The 20,441-nt window shown below is 66.7% G+C and carries 22 protein-coding genes and 1 tRNA gene; 14 read left to right on the top strand and 9 right to left on the bottom strand.

Annotation, left to right across the window (positions count from 1 at the left end; genetic code table 11):
- The first annotated feature begins 224 nt into the window (after positions 1–224).
- From ruvB to queC, 10 genes are all read left to right on the top strand, one after another.
- Positions 225–1,265 (top strand): Holliday junction branch migration DNA helicase RuvB, encoded by a 1,041-nt coding sequence (gene ruvB, locus AC5O77_RS09570; protein WP_010481595.1) that lies wholly within the window; start codon positions 225–227, stop codon positions 1,263–1,265.
- Complete coding sequence (gene ybgC / locus AC5O77_RS09565; protein ID WP_071229045.1) at positions 1,255–1,686, top strand: tol-pal system-associated acyl-CoA thioesterase; 432 nt, start codon at positions 1,255–1,257, stop codon at positions 1,684–1,686. The genes ruvB and ybgC overlap by 11 nt, the downstream gene beginning before the upstream one ends.
- Before the next feature lie 10 nt (positions 1,687–1,696).
- Positions 1,697–2,476, top strand: a complete 780-nt coding sequence (tolQ, locus tag AC5O77_RS09560; protein ID WP_006438802.1) for a protein TolQ — start codon at positions 1,697–1,699, stop codon at positions 2,474–2,476.
- A 24-nt stretch (positions 2,477–2,500) separates the two neighbouring features.
- Positions 2,501–2,929 (top strand): protein TolR, encoded by a 429-nt coding sequence (gene tolR, locus AC5O77_RS09555; protein ID WP_049400778.1) that lies wholly within the window; start codon positions 2,501–2,503, stop codon positions 2,927–2,929.
- The gene (tolA, locus tag AC5O77_RS09550) at positions 2,919–3,974 is read left to right on the top strand and encodes a cell envelope integrity protein TolA (RefSeq protein ID WP_005410750.1); all 1,056 of its coding nucleotides are present in this window, start codon (positions 2,919–2,921) and stop codon (positions 3,972–3,974) included. The genes tolR and tolA overlap by 11 nt, the downstream gene beginning before the upstream one ends.
- 284 nt (positions 3,975–4,258) lie before the next feature.
- Positions 4,259–5,578, top strand: coding sequence for a Tol-Pal system beta propeller repeat protein TolB (gene tolB, locus AC5O77_RS09545; protein ID WP_032128528.1), 1,320 nt, complete (start codon positions 4,259–4,261; stop codon positions 5,576–5,578).
- A 64-nt stretch (positions 5,579–5,642) separates the two neighbouring features.
- Entirely contained in the window at positions 5,643–6,161 is a 519-nt protein-coding gene (pal, locus tag AC5O77_RS09540) for a peptidoglycan-associated lipoprotein Pal (protein WP_032128527.1), read from the top strand.
- Between the two features lie 3 nt (positions 6,162–6,164).
- Positions 6,165–6,983 (top strand): tol-pal system protein YbgF, encoded by an 819-nt coding sequence (gene ybgF, locus AC5O77_RS09535; protein WP_478058872.1) that lies wholly within the window; start codon positions 6,165–6,167, stop codon positions 6,981–6,983.
- Positions 6,984–7,220: 237 nt separating this feature from the next.
- A complete protein-coding gene (queE, locus tag AC5O77_RS09530; RefSeq protein ID WP_049422912.1) occupies positions 7,221–7,922 on the top strand; it encodes a 7-carboxy-7-deazaguanine synthase QueE in 702 nt (233 codons plus the stop codon).
- A 78-nt stretch (positions 7,923–8,000) separates the two neighbouring features.
- Positions 8,001–8,666: a 7-cyano-7-deazaguanine synthase QueC gene (gene queC / locus AC5O77_RS09525; RefSeq protein WP_049400776.1), complete on the top strand. Its 666-nt coding sequence runs from the start codon at positions 8,001–8,003 to the stop codon at positions 8,664–8,666.
- A gap of 52 nt (positions 8,667–8,718) precedes the next feature.
- Here queC and AC5O77_RS09520 read toward each other — a convergent pair whose 3' ends face one another.
- Positions 8,719–9,675, bottom strand: a complete 957-nt coding sequence (locus AC5O77_RS09520; protein ID WP_494506737.1) for a DUF2268 domain-containing putative Zn-dependent protease — start codon at positions 9,673–9,675, stop codon at positions 8,719–8,721.
- A 179-nt stretch (positions 9,676–9,854) separates the two neighbouring features.
- Here AC5O77_RS09520 and AC5O77_RS09515 point away from each other — a divergent pair.
- Positions 9,855–9,930, top strand: a tRNA-Lys gene (locus AC5O77_RS09515).
- A 75-nt stretch (positions 9,931–10,005) separates the two neighbouring features.
- On the opposite strand, the gene AC5O77_RS09510 is transcribed toward AC5O77_RS09515, so the two are convergent.
- Positions 10,006–10,344, bottom strand: coding sequence for a hypothetical protein (locus AC5O77_RS09510; protein ID WP_180837836.1), 339 nt, complete (start codon positions 10,342–10,344; stop codon positions 10,006–10,008).
- Between the two features lie 173 nt (positions 10,345–10,517).
- Between AC5O77_RS09510 and AC5O77_RS09505 the strand changes: the two genes are divergently transcribed.
- Together AC5O77_RS09505 and AC5O77_RS09500 are read left to right on the top strand one after the other, a co-directional pair.
- On the top strand, positions 10,518–11,369 hold the full coding sequence (locus AC5O77_RS09505) for an alpha/beta hydrolase (RefSeq protein WP_494506736.1): 852 nt from the start codon (positions 10,518–10,520) through the stop codon (positions 11,367–11,369).
- Between the two features lie 84 nt (positions 11,370–11,453).
- On the top strand, positions 11,454–12,392 hold the full coding sequence (locus AC5O77_RS09500; RefSeq protein WP_494506735.1) for an alpha/beta hydrolase: 939 nt from the start codon (positions 11,454–11,456) through the stop codon (positions 12,390–12,392).
- A 107-nt stretch (positions 12,393–12,499) separates the two neighbouring features.
- Here the strand turns inward: AC5O77_RS09500 and AC5O77_RS09495 are convergent, their stop codons facing one another.
- Together AC5O77_RS09495 and AC5O77_RS09490 are read right to left on the bottom strand one after the other, a co-directional pair.
- Positions 12,500–12,925: a response regulator gene (locus AC5O77_RS09495; RefSeq protein WP_049400506.1), complete on the bottom strand. Its 426-nt coding sequence runs from the start codon at positions 12,923–12,925 to the stop codon at positions 12,500–12,502.
- Positions 12,926–13,019: 94 nt separating this feature from the next.
- The gene (locus AC5O77_RS09490) at positions 13,020–13,787 is read right to left on the bottom strand and encodes a CPBP family glutamic-type intramembrane protease (protein ID WP_494506734.1); all 768 of its coding nucleotides are present in this window, start codon (positions 13,785–13,787) and stop codon (positions 13,020–13,022) included.
- 149 nt (positions 13,788–13,936) lie between these two features.
- Here AC5O77_RS09490 and AC5O77_RS09485 point away from each other — a divergent pair, with 149 nt between their 5' ends.
- Entirely contained in the window at positions 13,937–14,251 is a 315-nt protein-coding gene (locus tag AC5O77_RS09485; RefSeq protein WP_032128518.1) for a TFIIB-type zinc ribbon-containing protein, read from the top strand.
- Between the two features lie 123 nt (positions 14,252–14,374).
- Here AC5O77_RS09485 and AC5O77_RS09480 read toward each other — a convergent pair whose 3' ends face one another.
- From AC5O77_RS09480 to recQ, 5 genes are all read right to left on the bottom strand, one after another.
- Positions 14,375–14,887, bottom strand: coding sequence for a GNAT family N-acetyltransferase (locus tag AC5O77_RS09480; protein WP_032128517.1), 513 nt, complete (start codon positions 14,885–14,887; stop codon positions 14,375–14,377).
- Positions 14,888–14,968: 81 nt separating this feature from the next.
- The gene (locus AC5O77_RS09475; protein WP_494506733.1) at positions 14,969–15,994 is read right to left on the bottom strand and encodes a copper resistance protein B; all 1,026 of its coding nucleotides are present in this window, start codon (positions 15,992–15,994) and stop codon (positions 14,969–14,971) included.
- Positions 15,991–17,802, bottom strand: a complete 1,812-nt coding sequence (locus AC5O77_RS09470; protein ID WP_494506732.1) for a copper resistance system multicopper oxidase — start codon at positions 17,800–17,802, stop codon at positions 15,991–15,993. The genes AC5O77_RS09475 and AC5O77_RS09470 overlap by 4 nt, the downstream gene beginning before the upstream one ends.
- Positions 17,803–17,877: 75 nt before the next feature.
- The gene (locus tag AC5O77_RS09465; protein ID WP_329914569.1) at positions 17,878–18,261 is read right to left on the bottom strand and encodes a CopL family metal-binding regulatory protein; all 384 of its coding nucleotides are present in this window, start codon (positions 18,259–18,261) and stop codon (positions 17,878–17,880) included.
- Positions 18,262–18,346: 85 nt separating this feature from the next.
- Positions 18,347–20,152 (bottom strand): DNA helicase RecQ, encoded by a 1,806-nt coding sequence (gene recQ / locus AC5O77_RS09460; protein ID WP_032130195.1) that lies wholly within the window; start codon positions 20,150–20,152, stop codon positions 18,347–18,349.
- Positions 20,153–20,441 lie beyond the last annotated feature (289 nt).

Below are 20,441 nucleotides of genomic sequence, written 5' to 3'. Positions count from 1 at the left end.
AACTGTCGAAGGCGGGGTGGGGCCGCTTGCGGGGGCGTGAGCCGCATGGATGCGGCGACCGAGCTTACATGGACGTACTTGCAGCGTCCCCGCAAGCGGACCCACCCCGCCATTCCCCAGGAAGCCCGCTTCGGCTGTTGCTTTGGATGTTGCCGTTGCCGTTGCCTCTGCGGGTGCCGGGCGCAGCCCGGCCGAAACCCGTACTTTTGCCGCATAATCAGCACATGACCGACGACCGCATCATCGGCGCCGGCGCCACCCGCGAGGATGACGCCGCCGACGCCAGCATCCGCCCCAAGCGCCTTGCCGACTACCTCGGCCAGGTGCCGGTGCGCGAGCAGATGGAGATCTACATCCAGGCGGCCAAGGGGCGCGGCGACGCGCTCGACCACGTGCTGATCTTCGGGCCGCCCGGCCTGGGCAAGACCACCCTCAGCCATGTCATCGCCAACGAACTGGGCGTGGCCCTGCGGGTCACCTCCGGCCCGGTGATCGAGAAGGCCGGCGACCTCGCCGCGCTGCTGACCAACCTGCAGCCGCACGATGTGCTGTTCATCGACGAGATCCATCGCCTGTCGCCGGTGGTGGAGGAAGTGCTGTACCCGGCGATGGAAGATTTCCAGATCGACATCATGATCGGCGAGGGCCCCGCCGCCCGCTCGATCAAGATCGACCTGCCGCCGTTCACCCTGATCGGTGCCACCACCCGTGCTGGCCTTCTGACCGCGCCGTTGCGCGACCGCTTCGGCATCGTCCAGCGCCTGGAGTTCTACAGCGTCGAGGAGCTGACCCGGATCGTGCGCCGCTCGGCAGCCATCCTGGCCATCGACTGCACCGCCGATGGCGCCGGCGAGATCGCACGCCGCGCGCGTGGCACCCCGCGTATCGCCAACCGCCTGCTGCGCCGCGTGCGCGACTATGCGCAGGTGAAGGCCGGCGGCCACATCGACGAGGCCGTGGCCCAGGCCGCGATGAAGATGCTCAAGGTCGACCCGGAGGGCTTCGACGAGCTTGACCGGCGCCTGCTCAAGACCATGGTCGACTACTTCGACGGCGGTCCGGTCGGCATCGAATCGCTGGCGGCGGCGCTGTCTGAAGAGCGCGGCACGCTGGAAGACGTGGTCGAGCCGTACCTGATCCAGCAGGGCTTCCTGGTGCGCACCGCGCGTGGCCGCATGGCCACCCACAAGGCCTACCGGCACATGGGCCTGAAGCCGAAGAACCCGCCGCAGGACCTGTTCGCGGAGGTTCCCGATGTCGGTTGAGCCCCGATTCAGTTGGCCGACACGCATTTACTGGGAAGATACCGACGCAGGTGGCGTGGTCTACCACGCCCGCTACGTGGCCTTCATGGAACGGGCCCGGACCGAATGGATGCGTGCGCTGGGCTACGGCCAGGAGCGCATGCGCGCCGAGCACGGGATGGTCTTCGCGGTGCGCTCGATGCAGATGGATTTCATCAAGCCGGCACGGCTGGATGACACCCTGCAGGTGAGTGCCCGCCTGGTCCAGCTGAAGAAGGCCAGCATGGTCTTCGACCAGCAGATCCTGCGCGACGGCGAGCTGCTGCTGTCGGCGCAGGTCCGCATCGCCGCACTGGAAGCGGCCAGTTTCCGCCCGCGTGGCATGGACGAGGCCGTCCTTGCCGTGCTGCAACCCCACCTCCACCCCGAATCCGAACACTGAGGAACAACGGATGATCGCAACGCTCCTGGCCCTGCAGGCCACGGTCACCGAGGCACTGCCGGCCGATGTCAGCAACGCCGCGACACAGACCCTTGCCCAGGCCACCACCGGCGGCGGCATCAACTACCTCGAACTGATGGCCAAGGCCAGCCTGCCGGTGAAGATCATCGTGCTGCTGCTGCTGGTCGGCTCGTTCGTCAGCTGGGTGATCATTTTCCGCAAGGCCCGCGTGTTCAAGCAGGCCACCCGCGAAGCCGACGAGTTCGAGAACCGCTTCTGGTCCGGTGCGGACCTGGGCAAGCTGTACAGCTCGGCCACCGACCGCAGCCGCAATGTCGGCGGCCTGGAAGCCATCTTCGAAGCCGGCTTCCGCGAGTACACCCGCCTGCGCGACAAGCGCCGCCTGGACGGCCGTGCCCAGCTGGAAGGCGCACAGCGTGCCATGCGCACCACCTACACCCGCGAAGTGGACCAGCTTGAGCGCAACCTGGAACTGCTGGCCAACATCGGCTCGACCGCGCCTTACGTGGGCCTGGTCGGTACCGTGTTCGGCATCATGGTGACCATGCACGACATGATCAGCAGCGGTGCGCAGGCCGGCATCGCCGCCGTCGCGCCGGGCATCTCCGAGGCACTGTTCGCCACCGCCATCGGCCTGTTCGTGGCGATCCCGGCGGTGTGGGCCTACAACCGCTTCACCACGCGCGTGGAGCGCATGTCGGTGCGGTTCGAGACCTTCGCCGAAGAGTTCAGCTCCATCCTGCAGCGCCAGAGCGCTGGCGACGAGTAAGCGCCTGACCCGGGAGTCCAAGCCATGTCCGCTGCCATCGGTCGCCGCAAGCGCCGCAAGCTGAAATCGGAAATCAACGTCGTTCCCTACATCGACGTCATGCTGGTGCTGCTGATCATCTTCATGGTCACCGCACCGCTGCTCACCCTGAGCTTCGACGTCGACCTGCCGCAGTCCAACGCCAAGGCGCTGGAGAGCAAGCAGGATCCGGTGATCGTCTCGGTGCGCCAGGACGGCCAGCTCAGCCTGAAGCTGCCCGACGCCAAGGACCCGACCGCCGTGTCGGCCGAGGAACTGGAAGGCCGTCTGGCCGGCATCGCCGCCCAGGACAAGGGCGTGCGCGTGATCGTCGCCGCCGACCGCGCCGTGGCCTATGAAAAGGTCATTGCTGCGATGGATGTGATCAAGCGCGCCAAGGTAGACAAGGTAGGCCTGGCCACCGATGCACGCTGACGCCCTGCCACCCCCGCATCAGCGCGAACCCGGCTGGGGCCTGCCCCTGGCGCTGGCGTTGCTGGTGCACCTGCTGGTCGCGCTGGTGTTCATCGTGGCCTGGTTCTGGTCGCCCGAGCGCAACACCGATGCCGCCGCCGGCGACCCCTCGGTCGAGGCCAGCCTGGCGCTGTCCGCGTCCGAGGCCTCCGCCGCGCGCCAGGCCCTGCGCCAGTCGGAGAAGCTGGAGGACCTGCCGCCGCCGGTGGCCGAGCCGATCCCGGTGCCGGAAGACACCATCCCGCCGCCGCAGCCGATTCCCGAGCCGCGCCCGCAGGACGCCCCCACGCCGCAGCAGCAACAGGCGCAGGAGCGTGTCGCGCAGCCGGACACCAAGGACCAGGAAGCGGTGAGCGCGCTGGCCATCTCGCAGGAGAAGGCCAAGCAGGAACAGGAAGCCAAGCGCCGCCAGGAACAGATCGACCTGACCGAACGCAAGCGCCAGGAAGAAGCGGAACAGAAGCTGCGCCTGGCCAAGCAGCAGGAAGCGGACGAAAAGAAGAAGCAGGCCGAGCAGGAGCGCGTGGCGGCTGACAAGGCCGAGGCCGAGAAGCAGAAGAAGATCGCCGAGATCCGCGCCCGCCGCGAGCAGGCCGAGAAGGAAGCCAAGCTGGCCGAGCAGAAGCTGCGCCAGGTGGCAGCCGCGCGTAATGCTGCCGGCAGTGCCGCTGCCGGTTCCAGCGGTGCTTCCCAGCCGGCTGCCGGTGGCGGTGGCAATAGCGATGATCTTTCGGCCAAGTACGCGGCCGCGATCCAGGCCAAGGTGCTGTCGCAGTGGGTGCGCCCGGATACGGTGCCGCTCGGCCAGCGTTGCCAGATCACCATCACCCAGATTCCGGGGGGCACGGTGATGCAGGCCAAGGTCAGCCCGAACTGCCCGTACGACGAGGCCGGCAAGCGTTCGATCGAGGCCGCCGTGCTCAACGCGCAGCCGCTGCCGTACCGCGGCTTCGAGTCGGTGTTCGCACGCACGCTCAACTTCACCTTTACTGCCCAGGATCGCTGAGGCGGGCAGGGCAAGGTGGCTCTCGGGTCACCTGCGCCCACGGATGTCGCGCTTGCCTCTGGCGGGCCCGGTTTCAGCCGGGCAGGCTGGGGGCTGCTGTGGAATACCACCCTGCGGGGCGGTGTGGCCGGGGCAGGCGGTGCGATGTTAGCCACGACGTTAACGGTGCGTGAGAGGACGGGCTGGAACTGACCCGGAATTCACGTACCCTTGGTTCATGATTGCGAAGCGGTTCACTCCCGCTTTGTTATCCCTCGTTCCGGTTTCCCCCTATTGAGCGCTCCATGAAAAAGATGCCTCGCTGGCTTGCCGTGTTTGCGGCCCTGTTGCTGCCCTTTGCTGCCGTCGCGCAGCAGAAGGGGCTGGATATCGACATCATCGGCGGCAATGCCTCCGCGCTGCCGATCACCATCGTGCCGATGCCCTACCAGGGTTCGGCGGCTGCACCGCAGACCGACGTCGCCGGCGTGGTCCGCGCCGACCTCGAGCGTTCGGGCCAGTTCCGCACGCTGCCGGAAGCACAGATCGTCGAAAAGCCCGTGCGGGGCGGCGACATCCAGTTCGCCACCTGGCGCGCGCTGAAGCAGAACTACATCGTGGTCGGCCGCGTGCTCGACGCCGGTGCCGGCGCCTACCGTGTCGAGTACGAACTGTTCGACGTACCGAAGGGCGAGCGCCTGCTGGGCCTGGCGATGACCGCCCGTGGCAACGCCATGCGTGACGTCGCCCACCAGATGGCCGACGCCATCTACGAGAAGATCACCGGTGTCCGTGGCGCCTTCTGGACCCGCATCGCCTACGTGACCGCCAGCGGCAAGGGCGACGCCATGCGCTACGCGCTGATGGTGGCCGACTCCGATGGCTACAACCCGCAGACCATCGTGCGTTCGGCCGAGCCGCTGCTGTCGCCGTCGTGGAGCCCGGATGGCAGCAAGCTGGCCTACGTCAGCTTCGAGCGTGGCAATTCGGCCATCTACATCCAGAACATCGGCACCGGTGCGCGTGAGCTGGTCACCAGCTTCCGCGGCATCAACAGCGCCCCGGCGTTCTCGCCGGACGGCCGCAAGCTGGCCCTGACCCTGTCGCGTTCGGGTAACCCGGAAATCTACGTGATGGACCTGGGCAGCAAGCAGCTGACCCAGCTGACCAACCACTTCGCCATCGATACCGAGCCGACCTGGGCACCGGACGGCAGCGCGGTGTACTTCACCTCCGACCGCGGCGGCCGTCCGCAGGTCTACAAGGTCGGTGCGGGCGGCGGCAGCGCCGAGCGCGTGACCTTCCAGGGCAACTACAATGCCAAGCCCTCGGTGTCCTACGATGGCAAGAAGATCGCCGTCGCCCAGGGCTCGGGCAACAGCTACAAGATCGCGATGATGGACAGCTCGCTGGGTTCGCCCCGCTGGAGCACGCTGTCCCCGGGTTCGCTGGATGAATCTCCGAGCTTTGCGCCCAACGCAAGCATGGTGTTGTACGCCGCCCGCGAGGGTGGCCGTGGTGTGCTGTACGCCGTTTCTGCCGATGCGCGCGTGCGCCAGCGGTTGGTTCTGGCTGACGGAGATGTGCGCGAACCGGCATGGTCCCCATACCGTACCCAGCGCTAAAAGAGTGTTAATATTTTCGCTGTCTTGAACCCCTCATCGGCCTAGGAGCCACAAAGGTATCGCCATGAACAAGTCCACCCGCGTTCTGCTTGTTTCCCTGCTGTCTGTGGCCGTCCTGGCCGGTTGCTCGAAGAAGGTGAAGGAAGAGCCGGCAGCCCCGGTTGACACCGGCACCTCGACCACCACCCCGACCGCTCCGTCGACCTCCGGCCTGTACGGCCCGGGCGACCTGGACACCGACGCTTGCCTGCGCCAGCGCGTTGTCTACTTCGACCTGGACAAGGAAGACGTGAAGCCGGAATTCCAGGCCATCATGGCGTGCCACGCCAAGTACCTGCGTGACCGTCCGTCCTCGCGCATCACCCTGCAGGGCCACACCGACGAGCGCGGTTCGCGCGCGTACAACCAGGCCCTGGGCGAGCGTCGTGGCAACGGCGTCAACTCGGCCCTGCAGGCCAACGGTGGCTCGGCTTCGCAGCTGACCGTCGTGTCCTACGGTGAAGAGCGTCCGGTCTGCACCGAGTCGAACGAGTCCTGCTGGTCGCAGAACCGTCGCGTCGAAATCGTCTACACCGCGCAGTAATCCATGCGTATTGGCATCAAACTGATGCTGGTCGTTGCGGCAGCCCTCGTGGCTGCCGCACCGGCGCATGCACAGCGACAGAGCCTGGCCGACCGCGTTGGCGCGATCGAGCAGCAGATGTACAACAACAGTGCCAACCAGGACCTGTTGAACCAGATCAATCAGCTGCGGCAGCAGGTCACCAGCCTGCAGGCCTCGATCGAGCAGTTGCAGCACGACAACGCCCAGCTCAAGCAGTCCGCCCAGGACCAGTACCTGGATCTGGACAGCCGCCTGAACCGGTTGGAAGGGGGCAATGCCGCCCCGGCCCTGCCGCCCGTTCCGGCGAGCGCGCCGAAGGCCGCCCCGGCCCCGGCAAAACCCGCAGCGGCGGCCACTTCCGAGCGGCCGCCTTCCGTCCATGGTGATGCCGGCAGCCTTGCCGCCACCGGCGACGAGCGCGCCTCCTACAACGTCGCCTTCGATTCGCTGAAGGCCGGCAAGTACGATGATTCGGCGCAGCTGTTCCTGAGCTTCCTGCAGCTGTACCCGAACGGCGTCTACGCGCCGAACGCGCTGTACTGGCTGGGCGAGAGCTACTACGCCACCCGCAATTTCCCGATGGCGGAGACCCAGTTCCGTGAACTGCTCTCGCGCTATCCGACCCACGACAAGGCCGCTGGCGGCCTGCTCAAGGTCGGCCTCTCGCAGTATGGCGAGGGCAAGGTCGACCAGGCCCAGCAGACGCTGGAGACCGTCGTGGCGCAGTACCCTGGCTCGGACGCCGCGCGCACCGCGCAGGACCGCCTGCAGTCGATCCGCCTCGGCAAGCAGATTCGCTGATCCGCTGACCGGGCGTACAATACGTGTCCTGTAGAGCCGAGCCCACGCTCGGCTGCTTTCGTTTCCGGACCGGCAAACCCGCCCGGATCCGGTAGAGCCGGGCCATGCCCGGCGGCTTGCATTACCGGCTGGGCCACACCCGACCGGCTGCAGTTGTAGAGCCGAGCCATGCTCGGCTGCTTTCGTTACCGGCCACGGTAGCCCACCCGCCACGTGTCCCACCAAGAAGTCCCCGCCATGACCGCCGTTACCCCGTCCAGCGCCGCCGCCACGCCCAGCGAGATCGTGCAGTCGCCGCTGCCACGCCTGAAGATCACCGAGATCTTCACCTCGCTGCAGGGCGAAGCCGATACCGCCGGCTGGCCGACCGTGTTCGTGCGCCTGACCGGCTGCCCGCTGCGTTGCCAGTACTGCGACACCGCCTATGCCTTCCATGGCGGCACCTGGTGGGACATCGACGACATCGTGGCCGAGGTGCTGGCCCAGGGCGTGCGCCACGTCTGCGTGACCGGTGGCGAGCCGCTGGCACAGAAGCGCTGCCTGGTACTGCTGCAGAAGCTGTGCGACGCCGGCATGGATGTCTCGCTGGAAACCTCCGGTGCGCTGGACGTCAGCGCCGTGGACTCCCGGGTATCGCGCGTGGTCGACATCAAGACCCCGGGTTCGGCCGAAGTGGCGCGCAACCGCTGGGACAACCTGCCGTTGCTGACCGCCCGCGACCAGATCAAGTTCGTCATCTGCAGCCGCGAGGATTACGACTGGGCCAAGTCCCTGTTGGCCGAGCACGATCTGGTGAAGCGTTGCACCGTGTTCTTCTCGCCGAGCAAGGGTGAGATCACCGCGCGCCAGCTGGCCGACTGGATCGTCGAGGACCGGCTGCCGGTGCGCTTCCAGATGCAGTTGCATAAAATCCTGTGGAACGACGAGCCGGGCCGATGAGCCCAGGCAGCGTTCCCTGATGTAGCTCCGGCGCGGGACAGCGTGCTGGCTTTCCCCTCCCAACCGGATGTTTTACCCATGAAGAAGGCAGTCGTGCTTCTCTCCGGCGGCATGGATTCAGCCGCCGTCATCGCCATGGCCCAGGAACAGGGCTTCGCCGTGCATGCCCTGAGCGTGCGCTACGGCCAGCGCCATACCTCCGAACTGGATGCCGCCGCCCGCGTGGCCAAGGCCCAGGGCGTTATCGCGCACAAGACCGTGGACGTGGACCTGCGCAGCATCGGCGGCTCGGCGCTGACCGACGACATCGACGTGCCCGAGGCCGGCGGTGCCGGCATTCCGGTCACCTACGTGCCGGCGCGCAACACCATCATGCTGTCGCTGGCGTTGGGCTGGGCCGAAGTGCTCGGCGCCAACGACATCTTCTGCGGCGTCAACGCCGTGGACTACTCCGGCTACCCGGACTGCCGTCCCGAGTTCGTGGCCGCGTTCCAGGCGCTGGCCAACCTGGCCACCAAGTCGGGCGTGGAAGGCGCGGGCATCAAGGTGCACGCACCGCTGCAGTTCCTCAGCAAGGGCCAGATCGTCAGCGAAGGCGTGCGCCTGGGCGTGGACTTCGGCCTCACCGTGTCCTGCTACAACGCCGACGCCAACGGCGCCGCCTGCGGCAACTGCGATGCCTGCCGCCTGCGCGCGCAGGGCTTTGCCGAAGCCGGCGTCGCCGACCCGACGCTGTACGCCTGACCGCGCAATCACTCTCTCGGTGGGTGCGAACCGTTGGTTCGCACTCCTTGGCCTACAGCTGCCGCAACCACCCCGACGCGTCAATAAACGCCCGCACCGCCTCCGGATCGGCATAGTCCAGTTCGATCATCCGTGCGATCGCCGCCTTCTCATCGGCCTGCTGCCGCATGTACCCCTGCGCGATGCGATACCCGGCGTAATAGCCCACATCACTGACCCCGAACGGATTGCGGGCGCTGTTGTAGAGCCAGTTGTCGAGATTTTCCCCGTTCATCTCAGCAATGAAGCGCGTGCGGATTTCCGCTTCGTGTGTTGCGCCGTAGTCGTAGAAGGGTAATGCTGGCCGGCGCCCGCTCAGCCGCTCCGCCACATACTCGGCCACACCCTCGCGCACTGCATACTGGGCCAGGCTGCCGGTGGTCTCGCGCTGCTGGGTATGTACGTACTCGTGCAGGTTGTTCTGCGCGTTGCTCGCCCCCGGACGGCTGTCGTAGAAGATCCGCAGGCGGCTGCGCATCGGCTCCGGCAGCTCGCTCACGTCCACGCGCTCATCGCCCAGCGCCATCTCCGCTCCGATCAGCACCTTGTCACCCAGTGTGGTGCCGCCGGTACGCAGAACACCGACCGCATAGGTGATGGTGGCGGGGCGCAGGGCGGGGTAGAGCGTCCGGAAGGCGGTCAGGTCCCGTTCCAGTGTGGCGCTGGCCTGCTGCGCGTTGGCGGTCAATGGCCGTACCGACGTCCAGAAGCGCGGCCACGTACGCATGGCCGTGGCGTATTCGCGGGCGGTGTAGTTGCGCACCTGCATCAGCGCATGCAGGCCGGGGCTGCCTGGATCGATGTAGCGCTCCTGCACCAGTGCGACCTGGCGTTCAACGTCGGGCTCGGTGCGCACGGCGTCATAGGTAGCCCAGAAGCGGCCGATATCATCAGTGACGACCTGGGGCGGGGCGGCCAGTGCTGCGCAGGGCACCAGCAGGGCGGCAATGAGGCAGAAGGGCAGGCGCATCCGTGGCTCCGGGGAAGGATCACAGATGGGATGCGACGGAGGCCCGGAAGGTTTAAGCCGGCGGCCCAGATCGGGGTAGTGCCGGCCGCTGGCCGGCAACCTCGACGCACCAGGGTTTCACCCGGCCCGGCAAAGTAGGGTAGAATGCCCACCCCGCCGAAAGGCTGGGGCAGTGCAATGGGCCGTTAGCTCAGTCGGTAGAGCAGAAGACTTTTAATCTTTTGGTCGAAGGTTCGAATCCTTCACGGCCCACCATTGCATCCAATGACCCACGTCATTCAGAAAGGCACCGCAATGCGGTGCCTTTTTTGTGGCGCTCGTCCAGGGCAACTACTTCGTCCGCGCATTCTTCGCTTTAGCCGCCGCCGCGTCGGCAGCCTCCTGTGCGGCCGTTGCTGCCGCATTCGCGGAACGAACCGCCTCCACTTGAGCCGCCTCAAAGTCGGCTCGGCGCTGGGCGCTGATTCGGCGTTCCAGTTCTGCCGATGCGACGTAGCTTTCCGGATGCTTCGAGGCGCAGGCCTGCTGCAGTAGCGGGATCGCGCGGTCGGACAATCCCGGTTGAAGGTGGGCGAGCAGGCAGTCCGCATACGCTGCGGATGCTGCGGGAATGCTGCTGGCCTGCGGTGAGCCGGCAGCAAGGGTGATGGCGATCAATACACTCAACATGGGAACCTCCTTGTGAATATGAGCCTGGCGGTGACCAGTCCGTGAGCCAAGGTGCGCGTTGCATGACCATCACCGACTCCATGGTGCTCCAGTTCCAGTAGATCGGCAAAGTGCCGCGAACGACAATGTCTCCGGCGGTCTATGCTCAGCGCTTTCCTGGAATGGACCACCCCATGCGTCTGATCGTGCTGTCGCTGTTGTTGTCCGCCATCTCCGCCGCACCCTTGATGGCCGCCGAGCCGGCGCCGTCTGCACAGGCCGCCCCCGCGACCCCGCTGGTCATCGGCGAGACCTTTACCATCGAGTCGAAGGCGCTGGGCGAAACCCGCCGCATCAATGTCTACCGCCCGCAGCCGTGGGGGCTGGACCCGAAGGCACCATTGCCGGTGCTGTACATGGCCGATGGCGGCATCGGCGAGGACTTCCTGCATGTGGCCGGGCTGGTGCAGGTGCTGAGCGGAAACGGCAGCATGCGTCCGTTCCTGCTGGTAGGCATCGAGAACACCGAGCGCCGCCGCGACATGACGGGCCCCAGCAGCGACCCGCAAGACCAGAAGATCGCGCCCCGCATCGGCGGTTCAGCGGCCTACCGCAGCTTCCTGCGCGATGAACTGATGCCGCAGGTGCGCCAACGCTACCCGACCACCGACGAGCGCGCGCTGATCGGCGAGTCGTTGGCTGGACTGTTCGTGGTCGAGACGTTGCTGCAGGAGCCGACACTGTTCAACAGCTACATCGCGCTGGACCCCAGCCTGTGGTGGAATCGGGGCACGATGTTGGCCGCTGCGGCCAAGCAGTTGCCGGCGGTGACGCGTGCGCAGCCGCGCGTGTTCCTGGCCAGCAGTGGGCAGCCGGAGCTGGCTGCGTCCGCCGCGCAGTTGGCCACGCTGCTGCAGCAGGCGTCGCCGTCGCCGCTGGTGAAGTACCTGCCGCTGCCGGAGGAAACCCACGCCACGATCTATCACCCAGCCGCCTTGCAGGCGCTGCGCACGCTGTTCCCGGCACCGCCGCCGGCGTCGCCCTGATCCGGCGTGGCACTGCACCGCACGACGTGTGAGGATGCGGTAGCGGCGCCACCTGGGGGCGCCGCCCGCAACGGGAGAGCGTGGATGCAGCGTGTGCGTGGATGGAGTGTGGCGGCCTGCCTGGCCGTGAGTGGCTGTGCGATGTCGGTGGCACCACCGGCAACGCAGAGTGACGCGAAGGAAAGCGCGGCAACGGCGGTGCCGGGCGTAGTGCTGCCGGATACCGAAGCGCTGCGCGTACATGACCCGGTGGGGCGCGACTACCCGATCTGGGTGGCGCTGCCGGCCGACTATGCGGCGCATCCGGAAAAGCACTATCCGGTGCTGTACGTGACCGATGCGCTGTACAGCTTCCCGCTGGTGCGCAGCGTGCGCAATCTGGTGGGGCAGCAGGGCGTCAACATCGAGAATTTCATCCTGGTCGGTTTGCCGCCGCAGGAAGGCCTGACTTCAAAGCAGAGCCGCTCGCGCGACTACACGCCCAGCAATCCGGCGCGCACGGTCGATGGCTATTACAGTGATGACGTCACCTACGGCGGTGCCGCGCACTACCGCGATTTCCTGGCCGCACAGGTGCTGCCGATGGTCGATGCGCGTTATCGCACCGATCCCGCCCGGCGCATGTTCGCTGGTCATTCCTATGGCGCGCTGTTCGGTGCCTATGTGCTGACCACACAACCGGACATGTTCAGCACCTACATCCTGTCCAGTCCTTCGCTGTGGTTCGACCAGCTTCTGCTGCCGCGCATGCAGGATGGCGCCGTCATCCCTGCGCAACCTACGCGCGTGCTGCTGTCGGTGGGTAGCTACGAGACGGACAAGCCAGGGCCACGTTATTCCACCGGCAACGACATGCTGAGGCAGACCGCGGACTTCACTGCCCAGCTGAAGCGCACGGGGCGCAAGTTGAAGGTGGACAACGTGGTGATTGACGGCGAGGACCATCTCACGGTCTACCCGCGGGTGATCACTCGCGCACTGCTGGAGGTGATGCCGGGTGAAGGGCCGTACACCGGCGGTTGATGGGGGGCTGCATCCACGCATGGCGTGGATCTACCGGTGGTGTTGACGTGGATCCATGCCGAAGAGAAGCGGAATCAGTAGATCTACGCCAGGCGTGGATGATTGCCTCAGGCCGCGCTGGCCTGCGGCGGCGGTATCAGCGTGGCATCCGCTGCGTGCCGGAAGCACAGCCGGATGGCATCGAGCAGCTCGCTCATGCTGTACGGCTTGGGCAGGAAGTGGATGCCGGCGCGCAGCTGCGGCAGCACGCGGTGCTGGTCCATGCCGGAGGTGACCAGGATCGGCAGCTGTGGCAGGTGCTCACGCACGCGGTTGGCGGTTTCGATGCCGCTGATGCCGCCCAGGCAGACGTCGGTGAACAGCAGGTCGAACGGTTCACCGGCGTTGAGCAGGCCCAGCGCGGCCTCGGCGCTGCTGACAGCGGTGACCTGGCAGGCCTGGCTTTCCAGGGCGAGACGACTGAGTTCCTGGGTTTCCTCGGCGTCCTCGATCAGCAGGACGCGCGGTTCCACAAAGCGCTTGGACAGCAACATGACGCGGCAACTCCGGACAACAGGGGGAGCGAAAGGCGCGCAAGTATGCGCAAGCCAGTAGTGATCCCGGCGTGCACGGCAAGCTAAGTGGGCGTTACAGCTGTCCGCGCCGTTGGCGGCGCACGTACCAGGCCAGGATTGCGACCGCGAGCAGGGCGGTGCCGATGCGCAGGCTGGTGGTCTGCCAGCCGAGCGCGACGGCGTCATCAAGGCTGAACACATTCCAGGCCAGGTTCATCGAAACGTGCAGGACCAGGCCGCACCACAGGGTGTCACCGTCGAGGTGGTCGAGCCAGGCGAAGATGAAGCCGCCGAGAGCGATCACCGCGCCGACGAACAGCGCGATGCCGCCACCGTCGAACCCACCGAAGCCCAGCCAGTGCACCATGCCGAACAGCAGCGCCTGCGGCAGCGCGAGCAGCGGCCACGGACCACGCACGATCTTCACCAGCAGCACGAAGCCCAGGCCGCGGAACAGCACTTCCTCGGCCAGTGGGAACAGCACGGCCAGCATCGTGGCGTCGAGCGCGGTCAGCGCCGTGTTCGGGGTACCGAGCAGCGCCAGGCCCAGCCAGCAGGGGAGGCTGGCCAGCAGCACCCACAATGGGCCGGCCCAGCCGTTGCCGCGCAGCCCAAGGTTGGCCAACAGGCCCGTGCCACGGGGCCGCAGCAGCGCGGCCAGCAGCAGCGCCACCAGCACTGCCAGTGCGTTGTCCAGCAGGCTGCCGCCGTAGGGTATGGGCAGGGCGGGAATCGGAGTCCCTGCGGCCGCAGCGATATCGCGCAGATTCAGGCCCAGGCCAACGCCCAGCAGGACCAGCAGCAGGCGCGCGGCGTTGGGCAGGCGGGACAACGCGGTCATGTACGCACTCCCTGCGGAACAGGGGCTCAGTGTGTGCGACTGCTGCCGCATCGGCGCGCGTCGGAAGTCCCTGTGCCATCGGTCATGCGTTGCCGCACAGTCATCACCGCACAGGTACAGTCGATGCAGGACCGACAGGAGCAATGCCGATGCTGTGCCCCGTGTGCAAGACCCAGACCCTGCAGATGGCCGAACGCCATGGCATCGAGATCGACTACTGCCCCGGCTGCCGGGGCGTGTGGCTGGATCGTGGTGAACTGGACAAGATCATCGAGCGTGCCGGTGCCGGTGCCGGTGCGGCCGTGCCGCCGCCCGCGCCTGTACAGCAGCATCCGGCATCCTCTCCGCCGCCGGTGATGCACCGTGATACCCGCCACTTGGGCCAGCGCTACGAGGACAATCGGGGCCACGGATACAAGAAAAAGAAGAAGGACAGCTTCCTGTCGGAACTGTTCGACTTCTAGGCGCTTCGCGCTTTGTAGAGTCGAGCCATGCTCGACTGGCTGTTGCCGCCAAGAGTCGAACATGGCTCGACTCTACAGGTTAGGTGCAGTCGAGCATGGCTCGACTCTACATGGAGCGCGTGATCACGGCCGCCGCAGGATGAACTCGCGGTCGTGGGTGTCGCCGACGATGAAGTCGTACTCGCCAACCTTGCTGCAGCCGTAACGCGCATAGAAGCGCTGTGCGCCGAAATTCTCTTCCCACACGCCCACCCACAGGGTGCGGCGCTGCGGCTGGTCCAGCCAGGCCATGAACGCGTCCATCATGCGTGCACCATGGCCGCCGTTCTGGTGTGCGGCCAGGATGTAGAACCGCTTCAGTTCGATGTCGCCGTCGCGTGCATCCGTGTGCGGCAGGGTGTTGGCACCGGCGGCCAGATAGCCGACCACGGCGTCACCGTCCATCAACAGCCAGATGGCACTGCGTGGGTCAGATAGTTCGATGCGCTGCGGCTCGCTGCTGTAGTGCGCCTGCAGGAAATCGTGCAGCTCCTGCGGCGGATAGGAATCGCCCCAGGTTTCGTTGTAGGTGGCAATCGCGATGGCCGACAGCGCGTCGACGTCGGCAAGGGTGGCGCGGCGGATCTGCAACGACATGGCGGTGCCTGCATTGGAACGTGGCGCAGTGTAGCCGGCCCCGGCGGCTGCCGGGGCTGGCCATTGCTCACGAACTGCTGCTCAGAACCACATGCGCACGCCGGCCACCCAGCGTGTGTCGCGTGCGTGGTCACCGGCGTAGTCGGCGGTGTCACCAAACGTGCGTTCGTGGCTGATGCCGATGTAGGGCGCGAAGCGGCGGCTGAACTCATAGCGCAGTCGCAGCCCGGCTTCGACCTTGTTCAGGCCACGGCCGATGCCGTACTCCTTTTCGTCCTTGGCCGCGACGGTGGCTTCCAGCAGCGGCTGCAGAATCAGGCGGTTGGTCAGCAGCACGTCGTACTCGACCTCGGCCTTGGCCAGTACCTGGCCACCGGAGCCCATGTACAGCGTGGCTGAGCTCTCGAACTTGTACGGCGCCAGACCCTGGATGCCGATCGCCGCCCAGGTGCGTGAATCGGCGGGGCGGAAATCCTGGCGCACGCCGACCAGCACGTCCCACCAGGGCGACACGCTGCGGCCATACAGCGCTTCCAGCGACGATGATTCGGTGCGGCCACGACTACGCTCGCCATCGGTGCGCAGCCACAGGCGGTTGATGTTGCCGCCGATCCAACCGGTGGCCTCCCAGGCCTGGCCGTTGCTGCTCTTGCCATCCCAGTGTTCAAGACGGTCGATCAGCAGCAGGCTGTTGATCTCCGGTGCGTGCTCCATCGCACCATGGGCAATCGGCGGGAATGCGGCGGCACGGTCGGCATCGGTCGGCACCGGGATGGGTTCGCGCGGTTCGGTCGGTGCAGGCGATCCGTGGCCCATCGCGGCGTGGTCCATCGTGGAATGATCCATCGTGGAATGGTCCATCGTCGCCGGCTGCCTCGCGCCATGATCCATCTTCGAGTGATCCATGGCTGAGTGGTCCATCGCGCCCGAATCCATCTTCGAATGATCCATCTTCGAATGATCGACAGGTTCGACCGGCGTCTTCGCGGTTTTCGCGGGCGGATCCATCGCGGCCATGTCATGACCAGCGTGCGACTGCGCGAACACCGGCAATGCAGCGGCCAGGCCCAGGGCCAGCAGGCTGGGGGAAAGCAGTGAGCGGCTCATTCTTCGATCCTCACTTCGCGCATCATGCCCGCTTCCATGTGGTACAGCAGATGGCAGTGGTAGGCCCAGCGGCCGAGTGCATCGGCGCGCACGCGATAGCTGCGGCGGGTGCCCGGCGGCATGTCGATGGTGTGCTTGCGCAGCTGGAACTCGCCCTGTGCGTTTTCCAGATCGCTCCACACGCCGTGCAGATGGATCGGGTGCTGCATCATGGTGTCGTTGACCAGCACGATGCGCATGCGCTCGCCGTAGTTCAGCCGCAGTGGTTCGGCGCTGGCGAACGGGATGCCATCGAACGACCAGGAGAACTTCTCCATGTGTCCGGTCAGGTGCAGTTCGATCTCGCGGCTCGGCTCGCGGCCATCCGGGTCTTCGAACAGGCTGCGCATCGCGCCGTAGGTCAGCACCTGGCGGCCGTTGTCGCGCAGGCCGATGCCGGGGTCGTCCAGCTTCGGTTCGGAGGCCGAGCTCTGCATGTCCACCAGCGGGTTGTTGCGTTCGCTGGCAGGGTGCTTCGGTGCCTTGCTGGCGGCATCGCCGCCGCCGTGCGCGCCGTGGCCCATGCTGGCGCCGCAGCCACCTTCCATGCTTTTCATCGCGGCCATGTCGTGACCGCCGTGGCCACCACTGCCCATGTCGTGACCCATGTCGCTCATCGTCAGCAACGGACGTGGGTCGCGCGCGGGAATCGGTGCCTGCAGGCCATGGCGAACCGCCAGTGTTCCGGCGGCGTAGCCGGTGCGGCCCATGTCCTGGCAGAAGATCGTGTAGGCATCCTGGCCGCTCGGTTCGACGATCACATCGTAGGTTTCGGCCGGGGCGATGCGGAATTCGTCGATGCTCACCGGGTGGATGTACTGGCCGTCGGCAGCGACCACGGTCATCTTCAGGCCAGGAATGCGTACGTCGAAGTAGGTCATCGACCCGCCATTGATGAAGCGCAGCAGCACCTTCTCGCCGCTGCGGAACAGGCCGGTCCAGTTGCCGGCCGGGGCGGTGCCGTTCATCAGGTAGGTATAGGTGTGCGCGTTGATATCGGAGATATCGGTGGGCGTCATCCGCATCCGGCCCCACATGCCACGATCGGACAGCGCCGCCGACCAGCCGTCGCGTTTCGCGTCGCGCAGGAAGTCGGGCAGGGTGCGCTTGTAGTAGTTGTCGTGCTCGGCCAGCTTCTTCATGCGGCGGAACAGCGCGCCCGGGTCCATGTCGGTCCAGTCCGACAGCATGATCACGTGCTCGCGGTCGTGGTGGTACGGCGCCGGTTCGGCCGGGTCGATGATCAGCGCGCCGTACAGACCAGCCTGCTCCTGGAACATGGAGTGGCTGTGGTACCAGTAGGTGCCCGACTGCTTCAGCTCGAAGTGGTAGTGGTAGGTCTCGCCGGGGCCGATGCCGTTGAAGCTCAGGCCGGGCACGCCGTCCATGTTGGCGGGCAGCAGGATGCCGTGCCAGTGGATCGAGGTCGGGTGGCGCTCCAGCGTGTTGCGCACGAACAGGTCGACGGTCTGGCCTTCGCGCCAGCGCAGGATCGGTGCCGGCAGCGAGCCGTTGACGGTGATCGCCGGGCGGGTGCGGCCGGTGAAATTGGCGAGCGATTCGCCGATGGCCAGTTCGATGCGGGTGTCGCTGAGCACGGCGGGGGCGCCGGCCAGCCGTGGGGCGGCCGTGGCGGCGGCGAGCGCGCGCTGCGGCACGCCGACAGCGGCGATGCCGGCAACCACGCCGCCGGCGGCCAGGCCCTGCACGAACAGGCGGCGCGACGGCATGGGCACAGCGCCCGGACCGGGGGGAATGCGGGTATTCATGATGGTGACTCCAGACACGTAAAGACGCCGGCAGGCGGCCGGCTGCGGTGCGCAGGGCGCACGGTGCGTGTGGAATCAGCCGATGGGAGGACGCGAAATCGGCGGCAGCGGCGGCGCCGGACGGCCAGTGGCCGGCATCGGCTGCGGGGCCAGCGATAACGTCGGACCGGCCATGAACGGCAACGGCTGCACCACCAGCAGCGGGTGCTGGGCGCAGCTGCGCACGCAGTCCTTGATCTGGCAGTGGGCGTCGTGGGGCGGGGCCTTGGCCTGTGGGGCCGGGTCGGCCTGCATGCCGGCGTGGTGGTGGCAGTCGGCGGTGCCGCCATCAACGGCAGCTGCTGCGGCGTGGGCCATCCGGCCCATTTCCTCATGACCACTGGCCATGGCCGCGTTCAGCCCGTTGAGCAACAGGCTGAGCATGAGCACGACACGGAGCAGGGTCGAGGCCAGGGACATGGCGCTAATCTAGCTGCAAGTGATTGCGGATGCACTTCCGGCTGAATGGCCGGTTCAAGGTTGGAGCAGCACCAATGTAGAGCCGCTATCCTTCTTCGCGCACGATCTCGACCAGGCGCGGGCCGTAGCGGCTCAGCTTGGTGCCGCCGATGCCGCCGACCCGGGCCAGTTCGTCCAGGCTGGTCGGGCGCTGTTCGGCGATGTTGCGCAGAGTGCTGTCGTGGAAGATCACGAAGGCCGGCACATTCTGTTCGCGGGCCAGTTCGGCACGCAGGCCGCGCAGCGCGTTGAACAGCGCCAGATCCTGCGGCAGCACCGACAGGCCGGTGCGCTGCGCGCTGCGCTCGCGCCCGCTGGTGCTGCTGGCCGGGTCGCGGCGCATGCTGATCTGGCGGCGGCCGGTCAGCACGTCGCGGCTTGCATCGGTCAGGCGCAGGCCACCGTGGCCCTCGCTGTCCACTTCCAGCAGGCTGGCGGCGACCAGCTGGCGGAACACGCTGCGCCAGGTGCGCGCGTCGAGGTCGCGGCCGATCGCGTAGGTGCTGAGCTTGTCGTGGCCCTGCTGCTTCACCTTTTCGTTCTCGCTGCCGCGCAGGACATCGATCAGGTGGCCGACGCCGAAACGCTGGCCGCTGCGATAGACACAGCTCAGCGCCTTCTGCGCCGGGATGGTCGCGTCCCAGGAGGCGGGCGGGGTCAGGCAGTTGTCGCAGTTGCCGCAGGGCTGGGGATAGGTCTCGCCGAAACCGGCCAGCAGCACCTGGCGGCGGCACTGCATGGATTCGCAGTAGCCCAGCAGGTGGTCCAGCTTGGACCGCTCCAGCTGCTTGCGCTCTTCGCCGGCTTCGGACTGCTCGATCATCTGCTTGAGCAGCACCACGTCACCCAGGCCGTAGCACAGCCAGGCCTCGGCGGCCTCGCCATCACGGCCGGCGCGGCCGGTTTCCTGGTAGTAGCCTTCCATCGACTTGGGCAGGTCGGTATGCGCGACGAAACGCACGTCCGGCTTGTCGATGCCCATGCCGAAGGCGATGGTGGCGCACATCACGATACCGTCCTCGCGCAGGAAGCGGCGCTGGTTGTTCGCGCGTACTTCCGGTGGCAGGCCGGCATGGTAGGGCAGGGCGTTGAAGCCCTGGCCGCAGAGGAATTCGGCGGTCTCTTCGACCTTGCGCCGCGACATGCAGTAGACGATGCCGGCCTCGCCGCGGTGGCCGCGCAGGAAATCGGTCAGCTGCTTGCGGGCGTTGTCCTTCTGCACCACGGTGTAGCGGATGTTGGGGCGGTCGAAGGAGCTGACGAAGTGGCGTGCTTCCTGCAGGTCCAGCCGCTCGGCGATCTCGCGCTGGGTCGGCGGATCGGCGGTGGCGGTGAGCGCGATCCGCGGGATCTGTGGCCAACGCTCGTGCAGCACGGTCAGCTGGCGGTACTCGGGGCGGAAATCATGGCCCCACTGCGACACGCAGTGTGCTTCGTCGATGGCGAACAGGGCGATCTGGCTGCGCGACAGCAGTGACAGGAAGCGGCCGGTCAGCAGCCGCTCGGGAGCGACATAGAGCATGTCCAGCTCGCCGGCGAGCAGTTCGCGCTCGACGCGCCCGGCGGTCTCGGCATCCAGGGTGGAATTCAGGTACTCGGCACGCACGCCGAGCTGGCGCAGGGCTTCGACCTGATCCTGCATCAGCGCGATCAGCGGCGAGATGACGATGCCACAACCGTCACGCAGCAGGGCCGGCACCTGGTAGCAGAGCGACTTGCCGCCGCCGGTGGGCATCAGCACCAGGGCATCATGACCGGCAGCCACATGCTCCACGATGTCCTGCTGGGGACCACGGAAATCGTCGTAACCAAAGACGCGTTGGAGCAGGTCGTGCGCGGGACGGGAAGCCATCCGGCTAGTTTACCCCGGCGGGGGTTCGGCAGGGCTGCGCCCTGCACCTGCTACAAGCTAGAGCAACGTCAAAGGCAACAGCCGGCTCTGGGGTGATCCGTGGGTTGGCGGGGCGGTGTCGGATTGCGGGGACGCCGCAAGTACGTCCCTGTAGGCTTGGCAGCCGCATCCATGCGGCTGACACCCCCCCAAACCACACCCCCCCCCCCTCGACCCGTTGACGGGGCAGGGGGGGGCCAAAAACCCCACAGGGGCTTCAAAAATTAAGCTAAAGACAAAACAAAAAAGG

The organism is Stenotrophomonas sp. INTA L402-1 (assembly GCF_059295135.1).
The sequence above is the reverse complement of the archived record's forward strand: the minus strand, read 5'-3'. Positions and strand labels throughout refer to the sequence as shown.

Bases quoted from the DNA above. Each gene is read 5' to 3' on its own strand.
- ruvB (WP_010481595.1), top strand. From the start codon at position 225: ATGACCGACGACCGCATCATCGGCGCCGGCGCCACCCGCGAGGATGAC.
- ybgC (WP_071229045.1), top strand. From the start codon at position 1,255: ATGTCGGTTGAGCCCCGATTCAGTTGGCCGACACGCATTTACTGGGAA.
- tolQ (WP_006438802.1), top strand. From the start codon at position 1,697: ATGATCGCAACGCTCCTGGCCCTGCAGGCCACGGTCACCGAGGCACTG.
- tolR (WP_049400778.1), top strand. From the start codon at position 2,501: ATGTCCGCTGCCATCGGTCGCCGCAAGCGCCGCAAGCTGAAATCGGAA.
- tolA (WP_005410750.1), top strand. From the start codon at position 2,919: ATGCACGCTGACGCCCTGCCACCCCCGCATCAGCGCGAACCCGGCTGG.
- tolB (WP_032128528.1), top strand. From the start codon at position 4,259: ATGAAAAAGATGCCTCGCTGGCTTGCCGTGTTTGCGGCCCTGTTGCTG.
- pal (WP_032128527.1), top strand. From the start codon at position 5,643: ATGAACAAGTCCACCCGCGTTCTGCTTGTTTCCCTGCTGTCTGTGGCC.
- ybgF (WP_478058872.1), top strand. From the start codon at position 6,165: ATGCGTATTGGCATCAAACTGATGCTGGTCGTTGCGGCAGCCCTCGTG.
- queE (WP_049422912.1), top strand. From the start codon at position 7,221: ATGACCGCCGTTACCCCGTCCAGCGCCGCCGCCACGCCCAGCGAGATC.
- queC (WP_049400776.1), top strand. From the start codon at position 8,001: ATGAAGAAGGCAGTCGTGCTTCTCTCCGGCGGCATGGATTCAGCCGCC.
- AC5O77_RS09520 (WP_494506737.1), bottom strand. From the start codon at position 9,675: ATGCGCCTGCCCTTCTGCCTCATTGCCGCCCTGCTGGTGCCCTGCGCA.
- AC5O77_RS09510 (WP_180837836.1), bottom strand. From the start codon at position 10,344: ATGTTGAGTGTATTGATCGCCATCACCCTTGCTGCCGGCTCACCGCAG.
- AC5O77_RS09505 (WP_494506736.1), top strand. From the start codon at position 10,518: ATGCGTCTGATCGTGCTGTCGCTGTTGTTGTCCGCCATCTCCGCCGCA.
- AC5O77_RS09500 (WP_494506735.1), top strand. From the start codon at position 11,454: ATGCAGCGTGTGCGTGGATGGAGTGTGGCGGCCTGCCTGGCCGTGAGT.
- AC5O77_RS09495 (WP_049400506.1), bottom strand. From the start codon at position 12,925: ATGTTGCTGTCCAAGCGCTTTGTGGAACCGCGCGTCCTGCTGATCGAG.
- AC5O77_RS09490 (WP_494506734.1), bottom strand. From the start codon at position 13,787: ATGACCGCGTTGTCCCGCCTGCCCAACGCCGCGCGCCTGCTGCTGGTC.
- AC5O77_RS09485 (WP_032128518.1), top strand. From the start codon at position 13,937: ATGCTGTGCCCCGTGTGCAAGACCCAGACCCTGCAGATGGCCGAACGC.
- AC5O77_RS09480 (WP_032128517.1), bottom strand. From the start codon at position 14,887: ATGTCGTTGCAGATCCGCCGCGCCACCCTTGCCGACGTCGACGCGCTG.
- AC5O77_RS09475 (WP_494506733.1), bottom strand. From the start codon at position 15,994: ATGAGCCGCTCACTGCTTTCCCCCAGCCTGCTGGCCCTGGGCCTGGCC.
- AC5O77_RS09470 (WP_494506732.1), bottom strand. From the start codon at position 17,802: ATGAATACCCGCATTCCCCCCGGTCCGGGCGCTGTGCCCATGCCGTCG.
- AC5O77_RS09465 (WP_329914569.1), bottom strand. From the start codon at position 18,261: ATGTCCCTGGCCTCGACCCTGCTCCGTGTCGTGCTCATGCTCAGCCTG.
- recQ (WP_032130195.1), bottom strand. From the start codon at position 20,152: ATGGCTTCCCGTCCCGCGCACGACCTGCTCCAACGCGTCTTTGGTTAC.